Source organism: Marivita lacus (assembly GCF_014637725.1).
Taxonomy (GTDB): domain Bacteria; phylum Pseudomonadota; class Alphaproteobacteria; order Rhodobacterales; family Rhodobacteraceae; genus Marivita; species Marivita lacus.
In genome coordinates this window covers 98,994-118,539 of sequence record NZ_BMFC01000005.1, presented here as the reverse complement: position 1 = coordinate 118,539, position 19,546 = coordinate 98,994, and the positions used below count along the sequence as shown (strand labels likewise).

The 19,546-nt window shown below is 62.7% G+C and carries 17 protein-coding genes; 7 read left to right on the top strand and 10 right to left on the bottom strand.

The window, feature by feature from the left end; genetic code table 11:
• Nucleotides 1-26: 26 nt before the first annotated feature.
• Nucleotides 27-2,474, bottom strand: a complete 2,448-nt coding sequence (locus IEV82_RS11995; RefSeq protein WP_188482268.1) for a ligase-associated DNA damage response DEXH box helicase — start codon at nucleotides 2,472-2,474, stop codon at nucleotides 27-29.
• A gap of 65 nt (nucleotides 2,475-2,539) precedes the next feature.
• On the opposite strand from IEV82_RS11995, the gene IEV82_RS11990 reads away from it, so the two are divergent.
• Nucleotides 2,540-3,763, top strand: a complete 1,224-nt coding sequence (locus tag IEV82_RS11990; RefSeq protein WP_188482267.1) for an MFS transporter — start codon at nucleotides 2,540-2,542, stop codon at nucleotides 3,761-3,763.
• Nucleotides 3,764-3,788: 25 nt separating this feature from the next.
• Here IEV82_RS11990 and IEV82_RS11985 read toward each other — a convergent pair whose 3' ends face one another.
• Nucleotides 3,789-4,379, bottom strand: coding sequence for a riboflavin synthase (locus tag IEV82_RS11985; protein WP_188482266.1), 591 nt, complete (start codon nucleotides 4,377-4,379; stop codon nucleotides 3,789-3,791).
• A 107-nt stretch (nucleotides 4,380-4,486) separates the two neighbouring features.
• On the opposite strand from IEV82_RS11985, the gene IEV82_RS11980 reads away from it, so the two are divergent.
• The 3 genes from IEV82_RS11980 (at nucleotide 4,487) to IEV82_RS11970 (ending at nucleotide 9,074) form a co-directional block, all read left to right on the top strand.
• Nucleotides 4,487-5,794 carry a capsule polysaccharide biogenesis protein gene (locus IEV82_RS11980; RefSeq protein WP_188482265.1) on the top strand — a complete coding sequence of 436 codons (1,308 nt, stop codon included), beginning with the start codon at nucleotides 4,487-4,489 and terminating at the stop codon, nucleotides 5,792-5,794.
• A gap of 156 nt (nucleotides 5,795-5,950) precedes the next feature.
• Entirely contained in the window at nucleotides 5,951-7,042 is a 1,092-nt protein-coding gene (locus IEV82_RS11975; protein WP_188482264.1) for a polysaccharide biosynthesis/export family protein, read from the top strand.
• 7 nt (nucleotides 7,043-7,049) lie between these two features.
• Entirely contained in the window at nucleotides 7,050-9,074 is a 2,025-nt protein-coding gene (locus tag IEV82_RS11970; protein ID WP_188482263.1) for a capsule polysaccharide biogenesis protein, read from the top strand.
• Here the strand turns inward: IEV82_RS11970 and ribD are convergent.
• The 3 genes from ribD to IEV82_RS11955 all read right to left on the bottom strand — a co-directional run bounded on the left by ribD (nucleotide 9,050) and on the right by IEV82_RS11955 (nucleotide 11,225).
• Nucleotides 9,050-10,162 carry a bifunctional diaminohydroxyphosphoribosylaminopyrimidine deaminase/5-amino-6-(5-phosphoribosylamino)uracil reductase RibD gene (ribD, locus tag IEV82_RS11965; protein ID WP_188482262.1) on the bottom strand — a complete coding sequence of 371 codons (1,113 nt, stop codon included), beginning with the start codon at nucleotides 10,160-10,162 and terminating at the stop codon, nucleotides 9,050-9,052. The genes IEV82_RS11970 and ribD overlap by 25 nt on opposite strands.
• A gap of 9 nt (nucleotides 10,163-10,171) precedes the next feature.
• Entirely contained in the window at nucleotides 10,172-10,651 is a 480-nt protein-coding gene (nrdR, locus tag IEV82_RS11960; protein WP_188482261.1) for a transcriptional regulator NrdR, read from the bottom strand.
• Nucleotides 10,652-10,820: 169 nt separating this feature from the next.
• The gene (locus tag IEV82_RS11955; RefSeq protein WP_188482260.1) at nucleotides 10,821-11,225 is read right to left on the bottom strand and encodes a secondary thiamine-phosphate synthase enzyme YjbQ; all 405 of its coding nucleotides are present in this window, start codon (nucleotides 11,223-11,225) and stop codon (nucleotides 10,821-10,823) included.
• 96 nt (nucleotides 11,226-11,321) lie between these two features.
• Between IEV82_RS11955 and yghX the strand changes: the two genes are divergently transcribed.
• From yghX to IEV82_RS11940, 3 genes are all read left to right on the top strand, one after another.
• Nucleotides 11,322-12,227 carry a YghX family hydrolase gene (gene yghX / locus IEV82_RS11950; RefSeq protein WP_188482259.1) on the top strand — a complete coding sequence of 302 codons (906 nt, stop codon included), beginning with the start codon at nucleotides 11,322-11,324 and terminating at the stop codon, nucleotides 12,225-12,227.
• Between the two features lie 84 nt (nucleotides 12,228-12,311).
• Nucleotides 12,312-12,986, top strand: coding sequence for an SDR family oxidoreductase (locus IEV82_RS11945; RefSeq protein WP_188482258.1), 675 nt, complete (start codon nucleotides 12,312-12,314; stop codon nucleotides 12,984-12,986).
• Between the two features lie 11 nt (nucleotides 12,987-12,997).
• On the top strand, nucleotides 12,998-13,195 hold the full coding sequence (locus tag IEV82_RS11940) for a hypothetical protein (protein ID WP_188482257.1): 198 nt from the start codon (nucleotides 12,998-13,000) through the stop codon (nucleotides 13,193-13,195).
• Between the two features lie 69 nt (nucleotides 13,196-13,264).
• On the opposite strand, the gene IEV82_RS11935 is transcribed toward IEV82_RS11940, so the two are convergent.
• The 5 genes from IEV82_RS11935 to IEV82_RS11915 form a co-directional block, all read right to left on the bottom strand.
• A complete protein-coding gene (locus IEV82_RS11935) occupies nucleotides 13,265-13,546 on the bottom strand; it encodes an HlyU family transcriptional regulator (protein WP_188482256.1) in 282 nt (93 codons plus the stop codon).
• Nucleotides 13,547-13,549: 3 nt separating this feature from the next.
• Entirely contained in the window at nucleotides 13,550-15,535 is a 1,986-nt protein-coding gene (rpoD, locus tag IEV82_RS11930; protein ID WP_188482255.1) for an RNA polymerase sigma factor RpoD, read from the bottom strand.
• 112 nt (nucleotides 15,536-15,647) lie between these two features.
• A complete protein-coding gene (dnaG, locus tag IEV82_RS11925; protein WP_188482254.1) occupies nucleotides 15,648-17,594 on the bottom strand; it encodes a DNA primase in 1,947 nt (648 codons plus the stop codon).
• A gap of 75 nt (nucleotides 17,595-17,669) precedes the next feature.
• Nucleotides 17,670-17,972, bottom strand: a complete 303-nt coding sequence (locus IEV82_RS11920) for a hypothetical protein (protein ID WP_188482253.1) — start codon at nucleotides 17,970-17,972, stop codon at nucleotides 17,670-17,672.
• Between the two features lie 71 nt (nucleotides 17,973-18,043).
• Complete coding sequence (locus tag IEV82_RS11915) at nucleotides 18,044-19,480, bottom strand: Glu/Leu/Phe/Val family dehydrogenase (protein ID WP_188482252.1); 1,437 nt, start codon at nucleotides 19,478-19,480, stop codon at nucleotides 18,044-18,046.
• Between the last annotated feature and the right edge of the window lie 66 nt (nucleotides 19,481-19,546).

Sequence of the window (19,546 nt, the reverse complement as noted above, 5' to 3'; positions counted from 1 at the left end):
GGGTGACGTGCTTGCACGCACCGTGCTCAATAGGGCACGCGCCATTTGGGTTTGCTGGGGGCCGCCTCGACCTGCGCCAGACCACTGGCCTCCATCAGGCGCGTGATCTCTTCCTCCAGCAGCCGCTCATCCGCCATACCCCGAACAGGCACGCGACCGGGTTCAAGAAACAGAGGCGCGGCAAGCGGTGTCACCCGGTCAAGGCGCAACAGGTCGATGCGGTCACCCACACGCTCGGCCATGTCGCGGATGCGGGCAAAATCCACCAGCCCGCGCATCGCCTCCTCGCGGGTGATCTGCATCAGCAGGTGGTCGGGATCGTATTTCAAGAGCGTGTCATAAAGGATGTCCGACGACATGGTCGCCTGCCGCCCGGTCTTGCGTTGGCCGCCCAGGTTGCGTTCGATCAGCCCCGCGATGGTGGCGGATGCGCGGAAGGTTCGTTTCATCACCGCGTTGCCGGCCAGCCAGCCTTCGAGACCCGCCTCCAACGCCGCCAGATCGAAGAGCGGCGCGGGGTCGATCACCGCGTCCAGCCCCCAGATCAGCACCGCGTAATCGGTGGCGACAAACCCCATGGGGGCAAGCCCCTCTTCCTCCATCCGCTTGGTCAGCAAGAGCCCCAGCGTCTGCATCGCGTTGCGCCCGGCAAACCCGTAGGCGACAAGCTGTTCGCGCCCGTCATGCGGAAAGCTCTCGATCAGAAGCCGACCCGGTTCGGGCAGGCGGCTGATCCGGCGCTGCATGTGCAGCCAGTCGCGCGTGTGGCGCGGCAGGTCGGGCCAATCGTCCTGCTGGAACATGCCGAGGATACGGTTCGACAGCTGGGTGGAGGTGGCGAACTTGGTGCCCATGAAGGTGGCGATCTTGGGTTTGCGGCCCGGATCTCGGGTCACTTCGACGGTCAGTTCGCGCAGCCCTTCGTAGCGCACGATCTGCCCACCGATCAGGAAGGTGTCGCCCTTGGTCAGGGTCGCGGCAAAGCCTTCCTCGATCTCACCCAGCGGTGCGCCGCCCCGGCCCCGCCATTTCACCTTGAGCGTGTCGGTGTCCTGGATCGTGCCGATGTTCTGCCGGATGCGCAGAGCGGATCTGGGATCGCGCAATTGCCAACGACCGTCGGGCAGTTGCTTGAGCCGCTGCCACTGGTCATAGGCGCGCAGGGCGTAGCCACCGGTGGCGCAGAAAGTCAGGCAGGCGTCGAAGGCATCGCGGCTCAGATCGGCATAGGCCCCGGCAGCGGTCATCTCGGCGAAAAGCGCATTGGCGTCGAACGGGCCGGAGCAGGCGGCGATCAGGATGTGCTGGCAGAGCACGTCCCGCGGGCCCCGCCCGCGCCATTCGCCGTCCAGATCATGCGCCTTGACCGCTTCCAAAGCTGCGACGCACTCCACCACTTCGAACCGGTTGGCCGGCACCAGAAGCGCCTTTGACGGCGCGTTGTAACGGTGGTTCGCGCGGCCGATTCGCTGCACCAGACGCTTGACGTTCTTCGGCGCGCCGATCTGGATGACCAGATCCACATCGCCCCAGTCGATGCCGAGATCGAGGCTCCCGGTACAAACAATCGCCCGCAGATCGCCCCGCACCATCGCTGCTTCGACCTTTTCGCGCTGCTGACGGTCGAGCGATCCGTGATGGATGCCGATGGGCAAGGAGTCCTCGTTGGCAAGCCAGAGGTTGTGAAAGAAGATCTCGGCCTGGGCACGGGTGTTGTGAAAGATCAGCGTTGTCTTGTGCTGCCTGACCTGCTCCAGAACCGCCGGGATCGCATATTTGGCCCCACCCCCGGACCAAGGGGGCGCCTCTTCCGTCACCAGCATGGAAATGTCCGGCTCCGGCCCCGGATCGGCAAGGATGATCTCGCATGGATCGGGATGGCGCGCCAGAAGCCGCGCAATGGCCGCCGGGTCATCCACCGTGGCCGACAGCCCGACACGGCGCAGATCGGGACACATGGCCTGCAACCGTGCAAGCGCCAGCATCAACTGGTCGCCGCGTTTGGATTCCGCCAGCGCATGAATTTCGTCCACCACGACGCGCTGCACGCCCTTGAACATGCGCGGCGCGTCTTCATAGCTGGTGAGCAAGGCGAGCGATTCAGGTGTTGTCAGCAGGATCTGCGGCGGGTCGGCGCGTTGGCGTTTCTTGATGTGGGCCGAGGTGTCGCCGGTGCGGTCCTCGACCCGGATCGGCAACCCGGCCTCGTCAATCGGCGTGCGCAGGTTGCGCTTGATGTCGGCAGCCAGCGCCTTGAGGGGGCTGACATAGAGCGTGTGCAACCCGTCGCGTGGGTTCTGGGCCAAATCCACCAGAGTCGGCAGGAACCCGGCCAGCGTCTTGCCGCCACCGGTGGGCGCGATGAGCAGGAGACAGGGGTCAGAGGCGCGGTCCAGCATGTCTTGCTGGTGCAGATGGATGGCCCATCCGCGCGTGTCGAACCATGTCTGAAGGGAAGCGGGCAAAGCGGTCATGCCCTCTACATATGCCGTCGCTGCGCAAAGAAAAACGCCGATCGCGCATTGCGGGTGGTGGGCCGATGGCAGATGGTCCGCACATGTCCCCAAGGCTTGATCCGATGCGCACCCCTCATCCGCTTTTGTTGACCCTGACGCTCTATCTGGCGGGGCTTGGCGCGGCTGGGCAGTTCTCAAAACTGGCGGTGAGTTTTGTCGCCCTGACGCAGGTCTATTCCGGCGAGAGCGAAGCCATCCTTGGGCTGACAGTGTCGCTGATCAGCCTTGTCGGGCTGATCCTCGGGCTGGTGGCCGGGATCGTGGTGTCTCGAATCGGCGCACGTCGGGCGTTGGTGGCGGCGCTGGCTCTGGGGGCTGCCATGTCACTCTGGCAGGCGACGCTGCCTGCCTTGCCCGTGATGATGTTCAGCCGGGTGCTGGAGGGCGCGTCACATCTGTTGATCGTCGTGGCAGCCCCCACCCTGATCGCCGAGGCGACGCCGGACCGCTACCGGCCTGCGGCTCTGACGCTTTGGAGCACGTTCTTCGGGGTGGCCTTTGCGCTGACGGCCGTCATTGCACCTTGGGTGATCGCGCAAGGTGGGCTGTCGCTTTTGATCGGCGGGCATGGCGTCTGGATGGCGGTGGCCTGTGTTGCGATTCTTTTGGTTTTACCCCATCCGGTCATCACACCCGCGCCTCCGGCCACAATTTCAGTGCTGCGCCGCCACCTGACCGCTTACGCGACGCCGGGGATCGCCATGCCCGCGCTGGCCTGGCTGTGTTATACGCTGACCTTTGTGTCGGTGCTGACCGCGCTGCCGCTCTTGAGCGATGGCGCGGCACCTGTCTGGCTGGCGGCCATCGCACCGTTGGTGTCGATCGCCGTTGCGCTGAGTGTGGGAGTCGCGGTCCTGTCGCGCCATCCGGCGCAACCTGTCGTGACGCTGGGATTTGCGCTCTGTGGAGCGGTGGCGGTGGTGATCCTTTTCGCCGGGTTCACCGTGCTCAGCGTAGTGATGCTGTTCGCCAGCATGGCCCTGATCCAGAGCGCGGGCTTTGCCGTGGTTCCGCAGATCAACGCGGATGCGCCGTCGCGCGCCCTGGCGAACGGGGCGCTGGCGCAGATGGGCAATCTTGGCAACCTGACAGGCACGCCGCTGTTGATCGCGCTTTATCAGGGCGCGCCGCTTGTGGGGCCGTTCCTGTTTCTGATCATCGCCTATGGCGGCGGTGTTCTGGTGTGCTGGCTGATCGGTGGTCGGGCTGTCGCTGCGATGAACAGGCGGCGTGTTTCCGTCGACTGAAACCGCGAACGCGTCACCGCGGATGTCAGCCCTGCATCTCGGCCAGACGCGCGACATAGCGGGCCAGCGTGTCGATCTCGAGATTGACCTTGTCGCCCACTTTGGATGCGCCCCAGGTCGTGACCTCCTGGGTGTGCGGGATGATGTTGACGCCAAAGCGCGTGCCCTCGACCTCGTTCACGGTCAATGACGTGCCATCCAGCGCGACTGATCCCTTGGGCGCGATGAAGCGGGCAAGGTTGCGGGGGGCGTCGAACGTGTAGCGGACGCTGTCACCCTCTGGACGCATCTCGGTGATCGTGGCCAAACCGTCGATATGGCCGGACACGATATGACCGCCCAGTTCATCCCCGACCTTGAGCGCGCGTTCGAGGTTGATCTTCTGACCAACACCCCAAGCGCCGACATTCGTCTTGTCCAGCGTTTCGGCACTGATCTCGACGTCGAACCAATCCGACCCCAGCTGCACCACGGTCAGGCAAACGCCGCTGCAGGCGATGGACGCGCCGATGTCGATGCCGTGGGTGTCATACCCCGTGCCGATGCGGGCCCGCAGGTCGCCGCGCCGTTCGAGGCTGCGGATGTCTCCAATGTCGGTCACGATACCGGTGAACATGATCTTGCCCTCACTGTCGTCATCCGCGCCATATCTGGCGGATTTTGATTCTCAGATTGCTGCCCAATATGCTAGTCTCAGGGCAGTCCGAGGGATACTGCGGTGACATGACAAACACAACGGGCAAGCCGCAGACATCGCCGCAGCGCAGTTTCCTGTTCCTGCAGGGTCCGCATGGCCCGTTCTTCAGCGAATTGGCGAACAGGTTGCGCGAAACCGGGGCCAACTGCGTTCGCGTGGCGTTCAATGCGGGCGACGGGTCGCGGTGGCGGGATCGGTCGTCCCTTCTGGCGTTCCGGGAACCGCTTCACGCGTGGCCGGACCAGTTGCGCCAATGGATCGCAAAGACCGCGGCGACCGATCTGGTGCTTTACGGCGATGTGCGTCGCCACCATGCCGAGGCCATCCGGATCGCAAAAGACGCCGGATTGACCATCCATATCTTTGAGGAAGGCTATCTGCGCCCCTATTGGGCCACTTACGAGCGGGACGGATCGAACGGCAATTCCAGGCTGATGCGGATCACGCTGGAGCAGATGGCCAACGCGCTGAGCCGGACGGCGGATGTCCCCGCCCTGCCCCCGGATCGATGGGGCGATTTGCGGATGCACATGGTGCATGGCGCCTTGTATCATTGGCATGTGTTGTTCCGAAACCACAGTTTTCCACACTACCGCCCCCACCGCGATCAGAGCGTTTCCGAAGAGTTCCGTCTGCAGCTTCTGCGGCTGTTGCGACGGCCGCGCCACATGGTCGAACGCTGGATCACCACGCGCCGCATCCGGACCGGTGGGCGGCCCTTTCACGTCGTGCTGTTGCAGTTGGAACATGACGCGAATTTCCGGGCTTATTCGGATTTCGCCTCGCAGACCGATTTCGTGGACATGGCCATCCGCGGGTTCGCCAAGGGTGCGCCGCCCCATCACCGGCTTGTGTTCAAGGCGCATCCGCTCGAGGACGGCCGTGCACCACTGGAGCGCACGATCCGCGAGGGCGCCCGAACCCATGGCGTCCAGGACCGCGTGCATTTCGTGCGCGGCGGCAAGCTGGCTTACCTGCTGCAGGCGGCCCGGTCGGCCGTCACGGTAAACTCCACCTCGGCACATCAGGCGCTGTGGCGCGGACTGCCGGTACGCAGCTTTGGCATCAGCGTTTACGACAAGCCGGGACTGGTGTCGCAGCAAGCCTTGCCGGATTTCTTTGCGGATCCGATGCCACCGGATGCGGGTGCTTATGCAATCTACCGGCAATTCCTGCTGGAAACGAGCCAGGTGCCCGGTGGGTTTTATTCGACCAAGGGGCGGTCCCAACTCTTGCGGCAGGTGGTCGACAGGATGCTGTCGCCCGATGACCCCTATGCCCTGCGATTGGAGCCCCGCGAGACCGAGGCGCAACAGTTGCGTGTCGTTCGCTGATCCGCACCAGCCCTAGTACTGGCCAAACTCACTGTATTCCGGTAACTTACCTCAAAAATATAAACCGAGGCAGTCATATCTGGTCGAGGAGACCGAGCAGTGTTCAGTTCGAAATTACGGTGGGCTCGGCCCATTGCCGTGGTGCTGTCGGCATCAATGGTTGCGTCTTGCGGCCTGCCGGGCGTTGGCCCGACGAAAAACCAGATCTTCGCAGGCTCCGTTCAGCGCGAAGGCGACTCCTTTGTGGTTGCCGTCAATGACCGGGTGACACGTGCCACGGCGGTTGTTCCCGCCCTGGGTTTTTCCGACCAGCTCAAGAACGCCGGCGTTCAAAGCGCCGACATCATCCGTCCGGGCGACGTGCTTGGCCTGACGGTCTGGGAAAACGTGGATGACGGCCTGCTGGCCGGTCCGACGGCGAACGCCACCGCGCTTGAAAGCGTTCAGGTCGATGGGTCCGGATTCATCTTCGTGCCCTATGCGGGTCGCATCAAGGCGGCGGGCAATACGCCCGAGGCCATTCGCCGGTTGATCACCGAGAAGTTGCAGGAACAGACGCCCGATCCTCAGGTCGAAGTGCGCCGGACCGCCGGTGACGGGGCAACCGTGTCGATCCTCGGCTCTGCCGGGGTGCAGGGGGTTTACCCGATCACCCGCCCGACACGCACGCTGGCCGCAATGCTGGCCAGTGCCGGTGGTGTTGGCGAGGCCGCGGATATCGCTCAGATCACACTGACGCGGGGGGGACACAGCGAGACCATCTGGTTCGAAGATCTCTACGACCGTCCCGATCTGGACATCGCGCTGCGGGATGGCGACCGCATCCTGGTCCAGGCGGATCAACGGTCCTTCACCGCATTGGGTGCGGCGGGCACGCAGACTCGTTTGACCTTCCAGACACAGACCCTGTCGCTGGTCGAGGCGCTGGCCCAGCTGGGTGGTCTGAGTGCCACCACCGCAGACCCGACCGGCGTGTTCGTGTTCCGCAACGAACCGGCAGAGATCGCAAACGCGGTTCTGGGCCGGAGCGATCTGGTGGGTGCGCAGCGGTTGATCTACGTGATGGACCTGACCGAACCCAACGGTCTGTTCATGGCACGTGATTTCCTGATCCGCGACCGTGACACGATCTACGTGACCGAAGCCCCCATCGTTCAGTGGAACCGCACCATCGCGTCGATCACCGGGACGCTCGGCGGGGCGCAGAGCCTCACCAGCGTCGCCACGGGCGGGGTGGTCACAGAGTAACGGGGCGATGCAGCCTCCGTCATCACACGCAAACGCCGGGGGGGAGACCTCCCGGCGTTTGTGTGTCTACAATTCCGGTTTTCTGACGCAGGGCCGCATCAAGCGCATCCTGCACCTCGCCGGGTGGTCAGTGACGATTGGCCGTCAGTCGGGCGACGACTGGGTCGGTGTCTGGGGGGCTGCCCCCAGCGCAGAGCGCGGACTTGCCGTGGCAGAAGGCCGGGATGCGCCGGTGCTGCGGGTCGAGGACGCGTTTCTGCGGTCCCTGCACCCCGGCCGTGTGGAGCGGGAGCCACCGCTGGGTCTTGTTCTGGACCGGACCGGTCTGCATTTCGACGCCTCCCGCCCGTCGGACCTCGAGACCCTGCTGCTGGATGATCCGCTGGACGACGCGGCGCAATTGCACACGGCGCGCGATCTGATGGCGCGGTTCTGCAGGGCGCGCCTGTCAAAATACAGCGCCTATGATCCCGAACTGCCCCTGCCCGCGCCGGGCTACGTGCTGGTGATCGACCAGGTCGAAGGCGATGCCTCGGTGCTGGCTTCGGTGCCGGGGCCCGACATGGCGCGGGCGCGATTTGCCGAAATGCTGTACTATGCCCAGACCGAGCATCCCGCCGCGCGCATCCTGATCCGGTCACATCCCGAAACACTCGCGGGCAAACGGTCGGGGCATTTCACCAAGGATCAGGCGCAGGGGCGCATTTCCTTTGTCGACGGCGCGTTTGCTCCGATGGACCTGCTGGAGGGGGCCATCGCCGTCTACACGCTGTCGTCGCAGATGGGGTTCGAGGCCATTCTGGCCGGTCACAAGCCGCGCGTTTTCGGCACGCCGTTCTATGCCGGGTGGGGGTTGACCGAGGATGAGCACCAGCTGATCCGACGCCAGCGCAGGCTTACGCGGGCGCAGCTTTTTGCGGGCGCGATGATGCGCTATCCGGTATGGTACGATCCCTATCACGACCGGCTGTGCGATCTGGAGCGCGTGATCGGCACGCTTGAAGCGACGCAGCGCGCATGGATCGAGGACCGGCACGGATGGATCGGGCGCGACATCCGCTTGTGGAAACGCCCGCATATGCAGGCGATGTTCGGCCGCCAGACACCAATGCGGTTCGGCGAGACGCGCCTGACCGGCGGTGGCAGGGTGATGGCCTGGGGCAGGACCGCCAAGGAGGGTGAGGTGTGCGTCGAGGACGGGTTCATCCGGTCTCAAGGGCTTGGGGCAGAGCTTGTTCCGCCGCTCTCGCTGGTTCTGGATGACACGGGCATCTATTTCGATCCGACGCGCCCGTCCCGGCTCGAAAGCCTCATCGCGAAAAGCCCCAACCTGCCGGATCATGCGCGCGCCCGTGCGAGGCGCATCATCCAGCGCGTGATCGCGGAGCGGGTGACGAAATACGCCACAGGAGCGCAGTTTGCGCCGTTGGATCTCCCAGACACGCGCCCCGTGCTGCTTGTACCGGGGCAGGTCGAGGATGACGCGTCGGTGGTGATCGGCAGCCCCGAGGTCACGACCAACGCCGCCCTGTTGAAACGGGTTCGGGATGCGAATGCCGAGGCGTATATCCTCTACAAACCCCATCCCGATGTGTTGACCGGTCTACGGCCCGGTCTGGTGCCGGACGCGACGGAATGGGCGGATCAGATCGTCACCGACGCACCGATGGCCAGCCTGTTGTCGCAGGTCGATGCTGTCTGGACGATGACGTCGCTGACCGGATTCGAAGCGCTGCTGCGCGAGGTTCCGGTGACAACGCTTGGCTTGCCGTTCTACGCCGGATGGGGGTTGACCACGGACCTGTGCATGGTCCCGGCGCGGCGCGGTCAGGTTGTGTCGCTCGAGATGTTGGTGCATGCCGCGCTGATCGACTACCCGCGGTATTTCGATCCTGTCACGCGGCAGGCCTGCCCGATCGAGGTGGCGCTTGACCGGTTGGCGGCAGGGCATGTGACGCGCGCCATTGGACTGCGCGTGCTGGCCAAGGCGCAGGGCGTGATGGCCAGCTACGCGTGGCTCTGGCGGCGCTGACGGGCCCAGCTTTGCACCACATCATCGCCGATTTGCCGGACTGATTTCAGGGCAAAACGAGGCGCTTCGGACAGGCGATCCAGCCCAAGCGCTCCCAGCGCCGGGCGGCCTTCGGCACCGATCACGACACCGCCCATGTGCAGATCGAGCCGTTCCACGAGGTCAGCAGCCAGAAGGCTTGCCGCGAGTTCTCCGCCGCCTTCGCAGAACACACGGGTCAGACCTTCGGCCCCCAGCGCCTGCATCAACGCCGCAATGTCCACCTGTCGCCCGTGCAGCGGCACGCAGATCAGCTTGGCTCCAAGCGCCTGCCATGCCTGAAGGGTTTCCTCGGGCGCGTCCTCGCCGTGGCACAGCCAGACAGGGGCCTGATCCAGCGTGCGGGCCAGATTGCCGTCGCGCGGCAGATCGAGCCGCCGCGACACGACGATACGGACGGGCTGCCGTGGAACATCAAAGCCCCGGACCGTCAACAGCGGATCATCTGCGCGCACCGTGCCTGCCCCGACCATCACCGCGTCATGGATGGCCCGCAGGCGGTGCACATAGGCGCGCGTTTCAGGTCCAGTGATCCATTGGCTGTCACCGCTGGCGGTGGCGATGCGGCCATCGAGGCTTGTCGCCAGTTTCAGTGTCAGCAGAGGGCAACCGTTGGCGACGCGGCAGAAAAACCCTGCATGGTCATCCTCGGCCTCGTCGACGCAGAGGCCGGTTTCCACCTCGATGCCCGCAGTGCGAAGGCGGTCAAACCCCCGGCCGGATACGCGCGGGTCCATGTCCGAGAAGGGTGCAACGACGCGCACGATCCCGGCGGCGATCAGGGCATCGGTGCAGGGCGGTGTCAGGCCGTGATGCGCGCAAGGTTCCAGCGTGACATAGGCGGTCGCACCTCGCGCCTGCACCCCGGCCTCTGCCAGCGCTTCGGTTTCGGCATGAGGGCGGCCACCCGGTTTGGTCCAGCCTTCGCCAAGCACGGTGCCCTCCTTGACGATGACACAGCCCACCGCAGGATTGGGCCATGTGTTGCCCATCCCGCGTCGGCCCAGTTCCAACGCCCGGAGCATATGGCGCGCATCATCCGGGCGCATGGGGCAGGATCACTCTTCGGTTTTTGGTTTGTCTTTTTCGTTCGGGCGCAGTTCGCTGACGAACTTGTCGAAATCGTCGGCTTCCTGAAAGTTCTTGTAGACACTGGCAAACCGGACATAGGCCACGGTGTCGATCCGGGCGAGTGTCTCCATGACGATCTCGCCGATCTGCTTGGACGCGATGTCGGTTTCTCCAAGGCTTTCAAGGCGGCGCACGATGCCCGAGATCATCTGGTCGATCCGTTCGGGATCAATGGGGCGTTTCTGCATCGCCATGCGGATCGAGCGTTCAAGCTTGTCGCGGTCGAAATCCTCGCGCCTGCCGCTTGACTTGATCACCACGAGATCGCGCAACTGCACTCGTTCATAGGTCGTGAACCGGCCCCCGCAGGCCGGACAAAAGCGCCTGCGCCGTATGGCGACATGGTCCTCTGCGGGACGGCTGTCTTTCACTTGGGTGTCGATATTTCCGCAAAACGGGCAGCGCATCGGCCGTTCCCCTCTTAATCGTCTCTGCCTCAGTCTGTGGGTTCGCCCCACTTATCCACAGCCACTATAGGTGAGCCGCGAAGTTTTGGGTAGCCCGGATTTCACCCCGCAAGGACTGGTGGTCTGACTGCATCAGATAGGCGCGTTCCGGCCTGACAACCGGGCCCGTTCAGCCCAGATGCGCCACGACACGCCGGGTGTGCGGGGCGTTCCGGTGCTCGAAGAGGTAGATGCCCTGCCAGGCACCGAGCGCCATTCGGCCGTCCGTGACCGGGATCGACAGGCTCACCGGGAGCAGGGCGGCCTTGATATGGGCGGGCATGTCGTCGGGGCCTTCGTAGGTGTGCGTGAGATAGGACATCGAGGGATCAGTGGTCGGCGGCACAAGCCGGTGAAAGAACGCCGTCAGATCGGTTTGCACTTCGGGATCGGCGTTTTCCTGGATCAGAAGGCTGGCCGATGTGTGCTGAATGAACAGTGTCAGCAAACCGGAACCCCGCACCCAATCGGCCACTTCAGAGGTGACCTCGTAAAGACCGGGTCCGGTCGTGTGAATCTGAAAAACCGTTTGCACAAAAGAACAATACCCAAAGGGTGGTCTCGGCCTATCTTCCGATCATCCGAGTCGGACACTGCACGATCCGGCCGCGGACTTACAGGGAGCATTCACATGAACGAGATTACACCGACAAAACGCATGACGGCCAAGGACTTTGATCAGGAGCTGCTCGAGCTTTACGATTTCTATGCACATGGAAAGATCACCAAGCGCGAGTTTCTGGACCGCGCCGGAAAATTCGCGGTGGGCGGACTGACCGCCGCCGCGCTGCTGAACATGATGTCACCGAACTACGCGCTGGCCGAGCAGGTCAGCTTTAACGATCCGGACATCATCGCGGAATACATCACCTACCCGTCGCCCAACGGCCATGGCGAGGTGCGTGGCTACCTTGTGAAACCCGCCAATCTGACCGGCACGGCCGCGGCGGTCGTTGTGGTTCACGAAAACCGAGGGCTGAACCCCTATATCGAAGACGTGGCGCGTCGCGTGGCCAAGGCGGGCTTTATCGCGCTGGCACCGGACGGGCTCAGCAGCGTTGGCGGCTATCCCGGCAATGATGCCGAAGGGCGCGAATTGCAGCAATCGGTCGATGGCGAAAAGCTGATGAACGACTTTTTCGCCGCATACGAATTCCTTGCCGATCACTCGGACACCACCGGCAAGGTCGGCTGCGTCGGATTTTGCTATGGTGGCGGCGTGTGCAACGCGATGGCGGTGGCGTATCCGGAACTCTCTGCGTCCGTGCCGTTCTATGGCCGTCAGGCCAGCGCCGAAGATGTGCCAAAGATCCAGGCTCCCTTGTTGATCCACTACGCCGAACTGGACGAACGCATCAACGAGGGCTGGCCCGCCTTCGAGGCCGCGTTGCAGGAACATGGCAAGACCTACACAGCGCATATCTATCCGGGCGTGAACCACGGGTTCCACAATGACAGCACGCCGCGTTACGACGAAGCGGCGGCAGAACTGGCCTGGGATCGCACGATTGCGTTCTTCAACGAACATCTGAACTGAGCCGAATTGCCAGACCGGTGGAACCCGGTCAGGCCCCTTTTGCGTTGGTGGTCTGAGGATTGCCATCAACGCAAAGGACACTTCATGCCACGCAAGACCCTTTTCATCACCGGTGCATCAACGGGCATCGGTGAAGCAACCGCGCGCGCTGCCGTTGAAAACGGCTGGCATGTCGGCCTTTTCGCGCGATCCGAAGACAAGCTGAACGCACTTTCCGAAGAATTCGGTCAACACGGTCTGGCGCTGCCGGGCGATGCCACGGATTTCAAAACCCAGACCGAGGCGGTCAACACGCTGGCCGAGCATTTCGGGTCGGTCGAGGCCGCTTTCGCCAATGCCGGCAGGGGGTTGGATGCGGCAGGCACTGATGAGGGCGATCCGGAGGAATGGCAGCAGATGATCCAACTGAACATCATGGGCCTGCTCTGGACGACCAAGGCCGCGATGCCTCATCTCAAGAAATCCAAGGGGCATCTTCTGATGACGGGCTCTGCGGCGGGGCGGCGGCACATCAAGGGATCGGTCTACGGGGCGAGCAAATGGTTCGTGCACGGCTACGCCGGCAATGTCGCCGAAGAGATGCGCGAGTTCGGCGGGCGCTGCAGCGTGATCGCGCCGGGGATGGTCAACACGCCGTTCTTCGACGACTCCAAACCCGAAAAGCTGCAGCCTGAAGATGTCGCGCGGGCGGCTGTCTTTGCGCTTCAGTCTGACCCCCGCGCCAATATTCAGGAGATTTTCCTGATGCCGACGCAATAAGGAACCCGAACATGACAGAGACCGACAAAGACCCCAAAACCGGACCCGGCACAACCAGTGATCCCAATCAGGCGGATCGAACCGGGCTTCCCGGTCGGGACAAGTACAAGGATGTGCCGGAAGAATCGTCAGGTGAGAAACAGAAGAACACCGACCCCAAGACCGGTCCCGGAACGACCAGCGACCCCAATCAGGCCGACCGGACCTGACACGTGCCCCGCCTCCGGGCGGGGAACACTGCGATAGGGCGGATTTTCGTTCAGCGTATTTCCCGGATGTCAGCGAAAGATTGCATCACCCTGCTGATCGACCAGCATGCGCGCCTTGTTGAGCGATGCCTTGGCGGCCTCCTCGTGGCTCTGCAACGTGTCAGCGCGCACCATGCGATGTGATTTCACCTCGCCATCGATCTCTTTCTCGATCCGCGCGCCGATGCGCCAGACCGACCCGTCCTTGATGGGATCGGGGTGGATCGTGTAACCATTATGCGCCTCGGCAGAGGCGGACGGGGTGGATTGCCCACCGCCGCCTCCGCCGAAGAGTTTTTTCAGAAACGACATCGCTTACTGATCCAGGAACGACCGCAGCTTGCGCGACCGGCTCGGGTGCTTGAGCTTGCGCAGCGCCTTGGCTTCGATCTGGCGGATCCGTTCGCGCGTGACGCTGAACTGCTGGCCCACTTCCTCGAGCGTATGATCCGTGTTCATGCCAATGCCGAAACGCATCCGCAGGACACGCTCCTCGCGCGGAGTGAGCGATGACAGGACCCGTGTCGTAGTTTCCTTGAGGTTTTCCTGAATGGCGCTGTCCAAAGGCAGCACCGCGTTCTTGTCCTCGATGAAATCGCCAAGTTGGCTGTCTTCTTCGTCACCGATGGGCGTTTCGAGCGAAATCGGTTCCTTGGCAATCTTCATCACCTTGCGGACCTTTTCCAGAGGCATCTGGAGCTTTTCGGCCAGTTCCTCGGGCGTCGGTTCGCGACCGATCTCGTGCAGCATCTGACGACCGGTGCGGACCAGCTTGTTGATCGTTTCGATCATGTGCACCGGGATACGGATGGTGCGCGCCTGATCCGCAATACTCCGCGTGATCGCCTGACGAATCCACCATGTCGCGTAGGTGGAGAACTTGTAGCCGCGGCGGTATTCGAATTTGTCGACGGCCTTCATCAGGCCGATATTGCCTTCCTGAATGAGATCGAGGAACTGCAATCCGCGGTTGGTGTATTTTTTGGCGATCGAGATCACGAGGCGCAGGTTGGCCTCGACCATTTCCTTTTTCGCCTGACGCGCCTCTTTTTCGCCCTTCTGGACCTGAGCGACGATGCGACGGAATTCAGAGATATCCAGACCGACATACTGACCGACCTGCGCCATGTCGGCGCGCAGTTCCTCGGCCTTGTCGAGCGAGCGTTCGATGAACATCTGCCAGCCACGACCCGCCTTCGCGGCCATCTCGTCCAGCCAGTTGGGATCAAGCTCGCGCCCCCGATAGGCGTCGACGAATTCGCGGCGGTTGATACGGGCCTGATCGGCCAGTTTCACCATCGCGCTGTCGATGGACATGATGCGCTTGTTGATACCGTAAAGCTGGTCGATCAGCGCTTCGATCCGGTTGTTGTGCAGGTGCAGTTCGTTCACCAGCACAACGATTTCGGAACGCAGTTTCTGATACCGCTCTTCGTCACCTTTGCTGAACGATCCATCCTCGTTCAACGTGGCCGAGATGCGGTTGTCCTGCATGCTGGCCAGTTCTTCGTAGTCCTGGGCGATGCGGTCCAGCGTTTCGAGCACGCGCGGCTTGAGCGCGGCTTCCATGGCGGCAAGCGACATGTTCGCCTGTTCGTCATCGTCGTCGTCGTCTTCGCTGCGGATCGGATTGCCGTCGGCGTCGTATTCCTCGGTCTCGCCGCTTTCTTTTTCCGAAGAGGCGTCGGCTCCGGGCACGACAGCGGGCGTGACATCTTCGTCATCACCCATCTGGTTGCCGAAGGTCGTCTCAAGGTCGATCACATCGCGCAGGAGAATGTCTTCGCTGAGAAGTTCCTCGCGCCAGATGGTGATGGCCTGAAAGGTCAGCGGGCTTTCGCACAGCCCGGCGATCATCGTGTTGCGACCGGCCTCGATCCGTTTCGCAATCGCGATTTCGCCTTCACGGCTCAGCAGTTCGACGCTGCCCATCTCGCGCAGGTACATGCGGACGGGATCATCGGTCCGGTCCAGCTTTTCGGACGTGCCGGAGGACAGGGTGATTTCGCCGGGACGCGCGGTCTGGACAAGGTCGGTTGTGCCCTTGTCCTCGTCCTCGTCGGAATCCTCGTCATCCTCTGTGACCTGAATGCCCATCTCGGACAGCATCGACATGACGTCCTCGATCTGGTCGGAACTGACCTGATCCGGGGGCAACACCTCGTTCAGCTGGTCATAGGTGATGTAGCCGCGCTCGCGCGCATCGGCGATCATCTTCTTGACCGCGGCCTGGCTCATGTCGAGGCTGACATCGTCCTCGCGGTCTTCGGTCTTGGCGTCGTCGTTATCTTTGGCGGCCATGGATGCTCCTGTCGAGGCGGGGCGATTCGATTGACCCGAATCAATAGCGCGAATAAGTGATTCGCACACCCGTTTACCTTTTTTCGTTTACGCTTTCCTTAGCAAAACACGGTCAACTCCGGGGTTTGTCGAAGCGAATGGTTTCCATCAAAGCGGCAAATGCGCTGCGTTCTTCTCGGTTGATCGCGGCCCCGTTCGGGCCAAGATCGTATTCAGCCTTGTCTTCGGACTGCGCCTTTTGCGCGATTTGCTGTGCTGCCGCTGCCTGACTCAAGCGCCATGTCAGCGTTTCATCTGCGGAACCATACAAATCTTCGGCCGCTTCGGCAATTTCCGCATCAAGTCCAACGCCCGCTTCGAGTTTTGCCAGCTCTTCGGCGATTGTCAGGCGGGACAATTCCCGGTCACCCGCGTTGCGGACACACGGCGTAATGGCGACATGGCGTGCGCGGCAGAGCTTTTCAAGGGCCGGTTCGCCAAGTTGCGCATCCACAGCCGCCTGAATTACGTCGCCCGGTTCTCCCGCATGGCGCAAGAGGCACGCCCTGATGAGCGCGTGATCCGGTTCGACGCATGACATGTCCTCGAGTTGCGATTCGAACTCCGGGATCAGGTCCGGCGTCGCAATGAGCGCGGCGAGAATCACCGCCTCGCGCAGACGCAGTTCGACATCCTTGCCCCCCGCCACAAGCATCGACGCCCGCGTGCCTTCTGACGGTTTTGCGGGCGCGTTGGAGTTGAAGCGACGGTACGGAGCGCGACCGGGCTTTGACGGTGCCCGAAACAGCTCCCAGCGCAGGCGCCTGATGTCTTCGCCGTAATGGCTGCGCAGCGACGGGTCCTTGATCGTGCGGAGCCTTTCCCGCAGCGTCTTGTCCAGTGAAGCCTTGCGCTCTGGGCTGTCGAACACGCGGCCCTCGGTTTCGCGGCGCCACAGCAGTTGCACCATGGGCTGCGCGGTATCGAGCAGCGCCCGCATCGCGTCGCGTCCGTCGGACCGGATCAGGTCATCCGGGTCCTTGCCTTCGGGCAGCAGCACGAAGCGCAGGGATTTTCCCGCCTCCAGCAGCGGCAACGCCGTGTCGATCACACGGTAGGCCGCGTTCAGCCCGGCCTTGTCACCATCAAGCGCCATGACCGGCTCGTCCGAGATGCGCCAGAGCATCTGCAACTGGCTTTCGGTAATGGCGGTGCCCAAGGGGGCCACGGCAGCCTCGAACCCGCCGGAGGCCAGCGCGATCACGTCCATGTAACCTTCGGCCACAATGAGCGGCTGCCCCTTGCCCGCCGCTTCGCGCGCAGGTCCCTGATTGTAGAGCGTCCGGCTCTTGTCGAAGAGCGGCGTTTCGGGGCTGTTGAGATACTTGGCACCGTCGTCCGGATCCATCGCCCGCCCGCCGAAGGCGATCGCCCTGCCGCGCGCATCGCGGATCGGGAACATGATGCGGTTGCGGAAGGTGTCATAAGGCTTGCCACCCTTTTGCGACGGCTTGGCCAGACCCCCTTCGATGATCTTGTCCGGCGCGATCCCCTGCCCGGTCAGATGGTCCCACAGGTTCTGCCAGCCCGGTGCGGCAAAACCGATATCGAACCGGTCCTGCGTGGCCTCGTCCAAGCCACGCCTCGTCAGGTAGTCGCGCGCATCAGACCCCGCGCCACTGCGCAATTGCAGGCGGAAAAAGCGCACCGCCTTTTCCATGATCTCGACAAGCTGGGTGCGTTCGTCGGCTTTTTCCTGCGCCTTGGGATCGCGGGCGGGCATCGGCATCCCGGCCTCGGTTGCCAGAATCTCGACCGCTTCCATGAAGCCGACGTTTTCGGTTTCGCGCACAAAGGAGATGGCGTCGCCCTTGGCGTGGCAGCCAAAACAATAATAGTAGCCCTTGCGGTCATCGACGTGGAAACTGGCCGATTTCTCCTGATGGAACGGGCACGGCGCCCACATGTCGCCCTTGCCCTGGTTGGACTTGCGCGTGTCCCACAGCACCTTGCGCCCGACCACCTGGGTCAGGCTGATGCGGGTCCGCAATTCGTCCAGAAAATTGGGTGGCAGGCTCATTGATCGAATATCGGGTTTCGATGGCCCAGAGTCCAGTGGTGCAACGCACCGAAACGCGCAACCGGGTGATGCGGCCTACTGGGACAGACAGGTCTGATAGAGCGTGTTGCTGACCTCCGGGGTCAGTTGGTCTTCGGGCAGCGAATAAATCCAGCTGACCAGATTCACCGCCAGAACCTCATCGTTCTTGGACATGTTCGGGATGTTGCGCAGGACACGCCGTTCAGCCTGCCGGTCATTGGCACCGCTCTTGCGTTCAGCCATGATGTCGGTCGCGATCTGGCCGATCTTGAGGCATTCGGCTTGCTTGTCCTGGGCCATGGCTGGAAGCGTCAGGCTGACGGTCAGGGCAAGAATGGCAAGCGATGTGCGAAGCATGGCTGTCCTCGTGGGTTGGGCCGGGCGGGGTTCGGCTCACACCTACCCCAGCCCGGCCCGGTTGTCATCCGTCAGAGACCCTTGGCGCGGTAGCTGGCCGCCACCTTGCCGATCGACACGATATAGGCCGCCGTACGCAGGTCATGCACATCACCACGGGAATGCCACACTTCGCGCATTGACTGATAGGCCGTTCGCATCGTGTCATCGAGACCCGAACGCACCAGTTCAAGCTCGTCCGCGCCCCGCAGGTATTTTTCCTTGAAGTTCGGGGTCATCGACCATTTGTCCCCGAGCATCTCGTCAAGCCGCTGCAGTTCGTCGATGACAAGCTGGTGCCGCGATTCTTCCTGACGGCGCTGCATGCGTCCGAAGCGGATGTGGCTGAGGTTCTTGACCCATTCGAAATACGACACGGTCACGCCACCGGCATTGGCATACATGTCCGGGATCACGACGGTGCCCTTTTCCCGCAGGATGTCGTCCGCGCCGGCAGTGATCGGACCGTTCGCCGCTTCGATGATCAGCGGTGCCTTTATGCGCTCGGCATTGGTGAGGTTGATGACCCCTTCCAAGGCTGCAGGGATCAGGATGTCGCAATCGGCTTCAAGAACCAACGCACCATCGGCCGTGTGGCGGGCATCGGGATAGCCTTTGACACCGTCATGCTTGGAAATCCAATCCTTGACCGCGCCGACGTCAATTCCGTTCTCGTTGAACAGCGCACCATCGCGTTCGATGATGCCGATGATCTTGCACCCGTCCTCATTGCCCAGGAACTTTGCCGCGTGATAGCCGACATTGCCAAGACCCTGCACGATGACCCGCTTGCCATCGAGCGTACCGGACAGGTTTGCGGCCTTGATGTCCTCGGGGTGGCGGAAGAATTCCCGCAGCGCGTATTGAACGCCGCGACCCGTCGCTTCGACACGACCGGCGATGCCGCCATTGTTGATGGGTTTGCCGGTCACGCAGGCGCGTGCGTTGATGTCGGTCGTATTCATGCGGGCATACTGGTCCGCGATCCACGACATTTCGCGCTCACCCGTGCCCATATCCGGTGCCGGGACGTTCTGCGCCGGGTGGATCAGGTCACGCTTGATCAGCTCATAGGCAAAACGCCGGGTGATCTGCTCAAGCTCGTATTCGTCGTATTCACGCGGATCGATGCGCAGCCCGCCCTTGGATCCGCCGAACGGGGCTTCGACGAGGGCACATTTGAAGGTCATGAGCGCGGCAAGCGCTTCGACCTCGTCCTGATGGACGTTCGGTGCGTAACGGATGCCGCCCTTTACGGGCTCCATATGTTCGGAATGCACCGAACGGTAACCGGTGAAGGTCTTGATCTGGCCGCGCAGGCGCACACCGAACCGGACCGTATAGGTCGCGTTGCAAACACGGATCTTTTCTTCGAGGCCGGGCGAGAGGTCCATCAGTGCAACTGCACGATTGAACATCAGGTCAACTGATTCCCGAAATGTCGGCTCATTGGATGGTATCGTGTTCATCTGTCGCTCCCGATGTTGCAGGTATTTGGCGTCTTATCTCAACAGCCTATGACAGCTTGGTTAACT

Excerpts from the sequence above, each read along its gene's own strand:
- IEV82_RS11995 (WP_188482268.1), bottom strand. The coding sequence starts at position 2,474 with ATGACCGCTTTGCCCGCTTCCCTTCAGACATGGTTCGACACGCGCGGA.
- IEV82_RS11990 (WP_188482267.1), top strand. The coding sequence starts at position 2,540 with ATGGCAGATGGTCCGCACATGTCCCCAAGGCTTGATCCGATGCGCACC.
- IEV82_RS11985 (WP_188482266.1), bottom strand. The coding sequence starts at position 4,379 with ATGTTCACCGGTATCGTGACCGACATTGGAGACATCCGCAGCCTCGAA.
- IEV82_RS11980 (WP_188482265.1), top strand. The coding sequence starts at position 4,487 with ATGACAAACACAACGGGCAAGCCGCAGACATCGCCGCAGCGCAGTTTC.
- IEV82_RS11975 (WP_188482264.1), top strand. The coding sequence starts at position 5,951 with ATGGTTGCGTCTTGCGGCCTGCCGGGCGTTGGCCCGACGAAAAACCAG.
- IEV82_RS11970 (WP_188482263.1), top strand. The coding sequence starts at position 7,050 with ATGCAGCCTCCGTCATCACACGCAAACGCCGGGGGGGAGACCTCCCGG.
- ribD (WP_188482262.1), bottom strand. The coding sequence starts at position 10,162 with ATGCGCCCGGATGATGCGCGCCATATGCTCCGGGCGTTGGAACTGGGC.
- nrdR (WP_188482261.1), bottom strand. The coding sequence starts at position 10,651 with ATGCGCTGCCCGTTTTGCGGAAATATCGACACCCAAGTGAAAGACAGC.
- yghX (WP_188482259.1), top strand. The coding sequence starts at position 11,322 with ATGAACGAGATTACACCGACAAAACGCATGACGGCCAAGGACTTTGAT.
- IEV82_RS11945 (WP_188482258.1), top strand. The coding sequence starts at position 12,312 with ATGCCACGCAAGACCCTTTTCATCACCGGTGCATCAACGGGCATCGGT.
- IEV82_RS11940 (WP_188482257.1), top strand. The coding sequence starts at position 12,998 with ATGACAGAGACCGACAAAGACCCCAAAACCGGACCCGGCACAACCAGT.
- IEV82_RS11935 (WP_188482256.1), bottom strand. The coding sequence starts at position 13,546 with ATGTCGTTTCTGAAAAAACTCTTCGGCGGAGGCGGCGGTGGGCAATCC.
- rpoD (WP_188482255.1), bottom strand. The coding sequence starts at position 15,535 with ATGGCCGCCAAAGATAACGACGACGCCAAGACCGAAGACCGCGAGGAC.
- dnaG (WP_188482254.1), bottom strand. The coding sequence starts at position 17,594 with ATGAGCCTGCCACCCAATTTTCTGGACGAATTGCGGACCCGCATCAGC.
- IEV82_RS11920 (WP_188482253.1), bottom strand. The coding sequence starts at position 17,972 with ATGCTTCGCACATCGCTTGCCATTCTTGCCCTGACCGTCAGCCTGACG.
- IEV82_RS11915 (WP_188482252.1), bottom strand. The coding sequence starts at position 19,480 with ATGAACACGATACCATCCAATGAGCCGACATTTCGGGAATCAGTTGAC.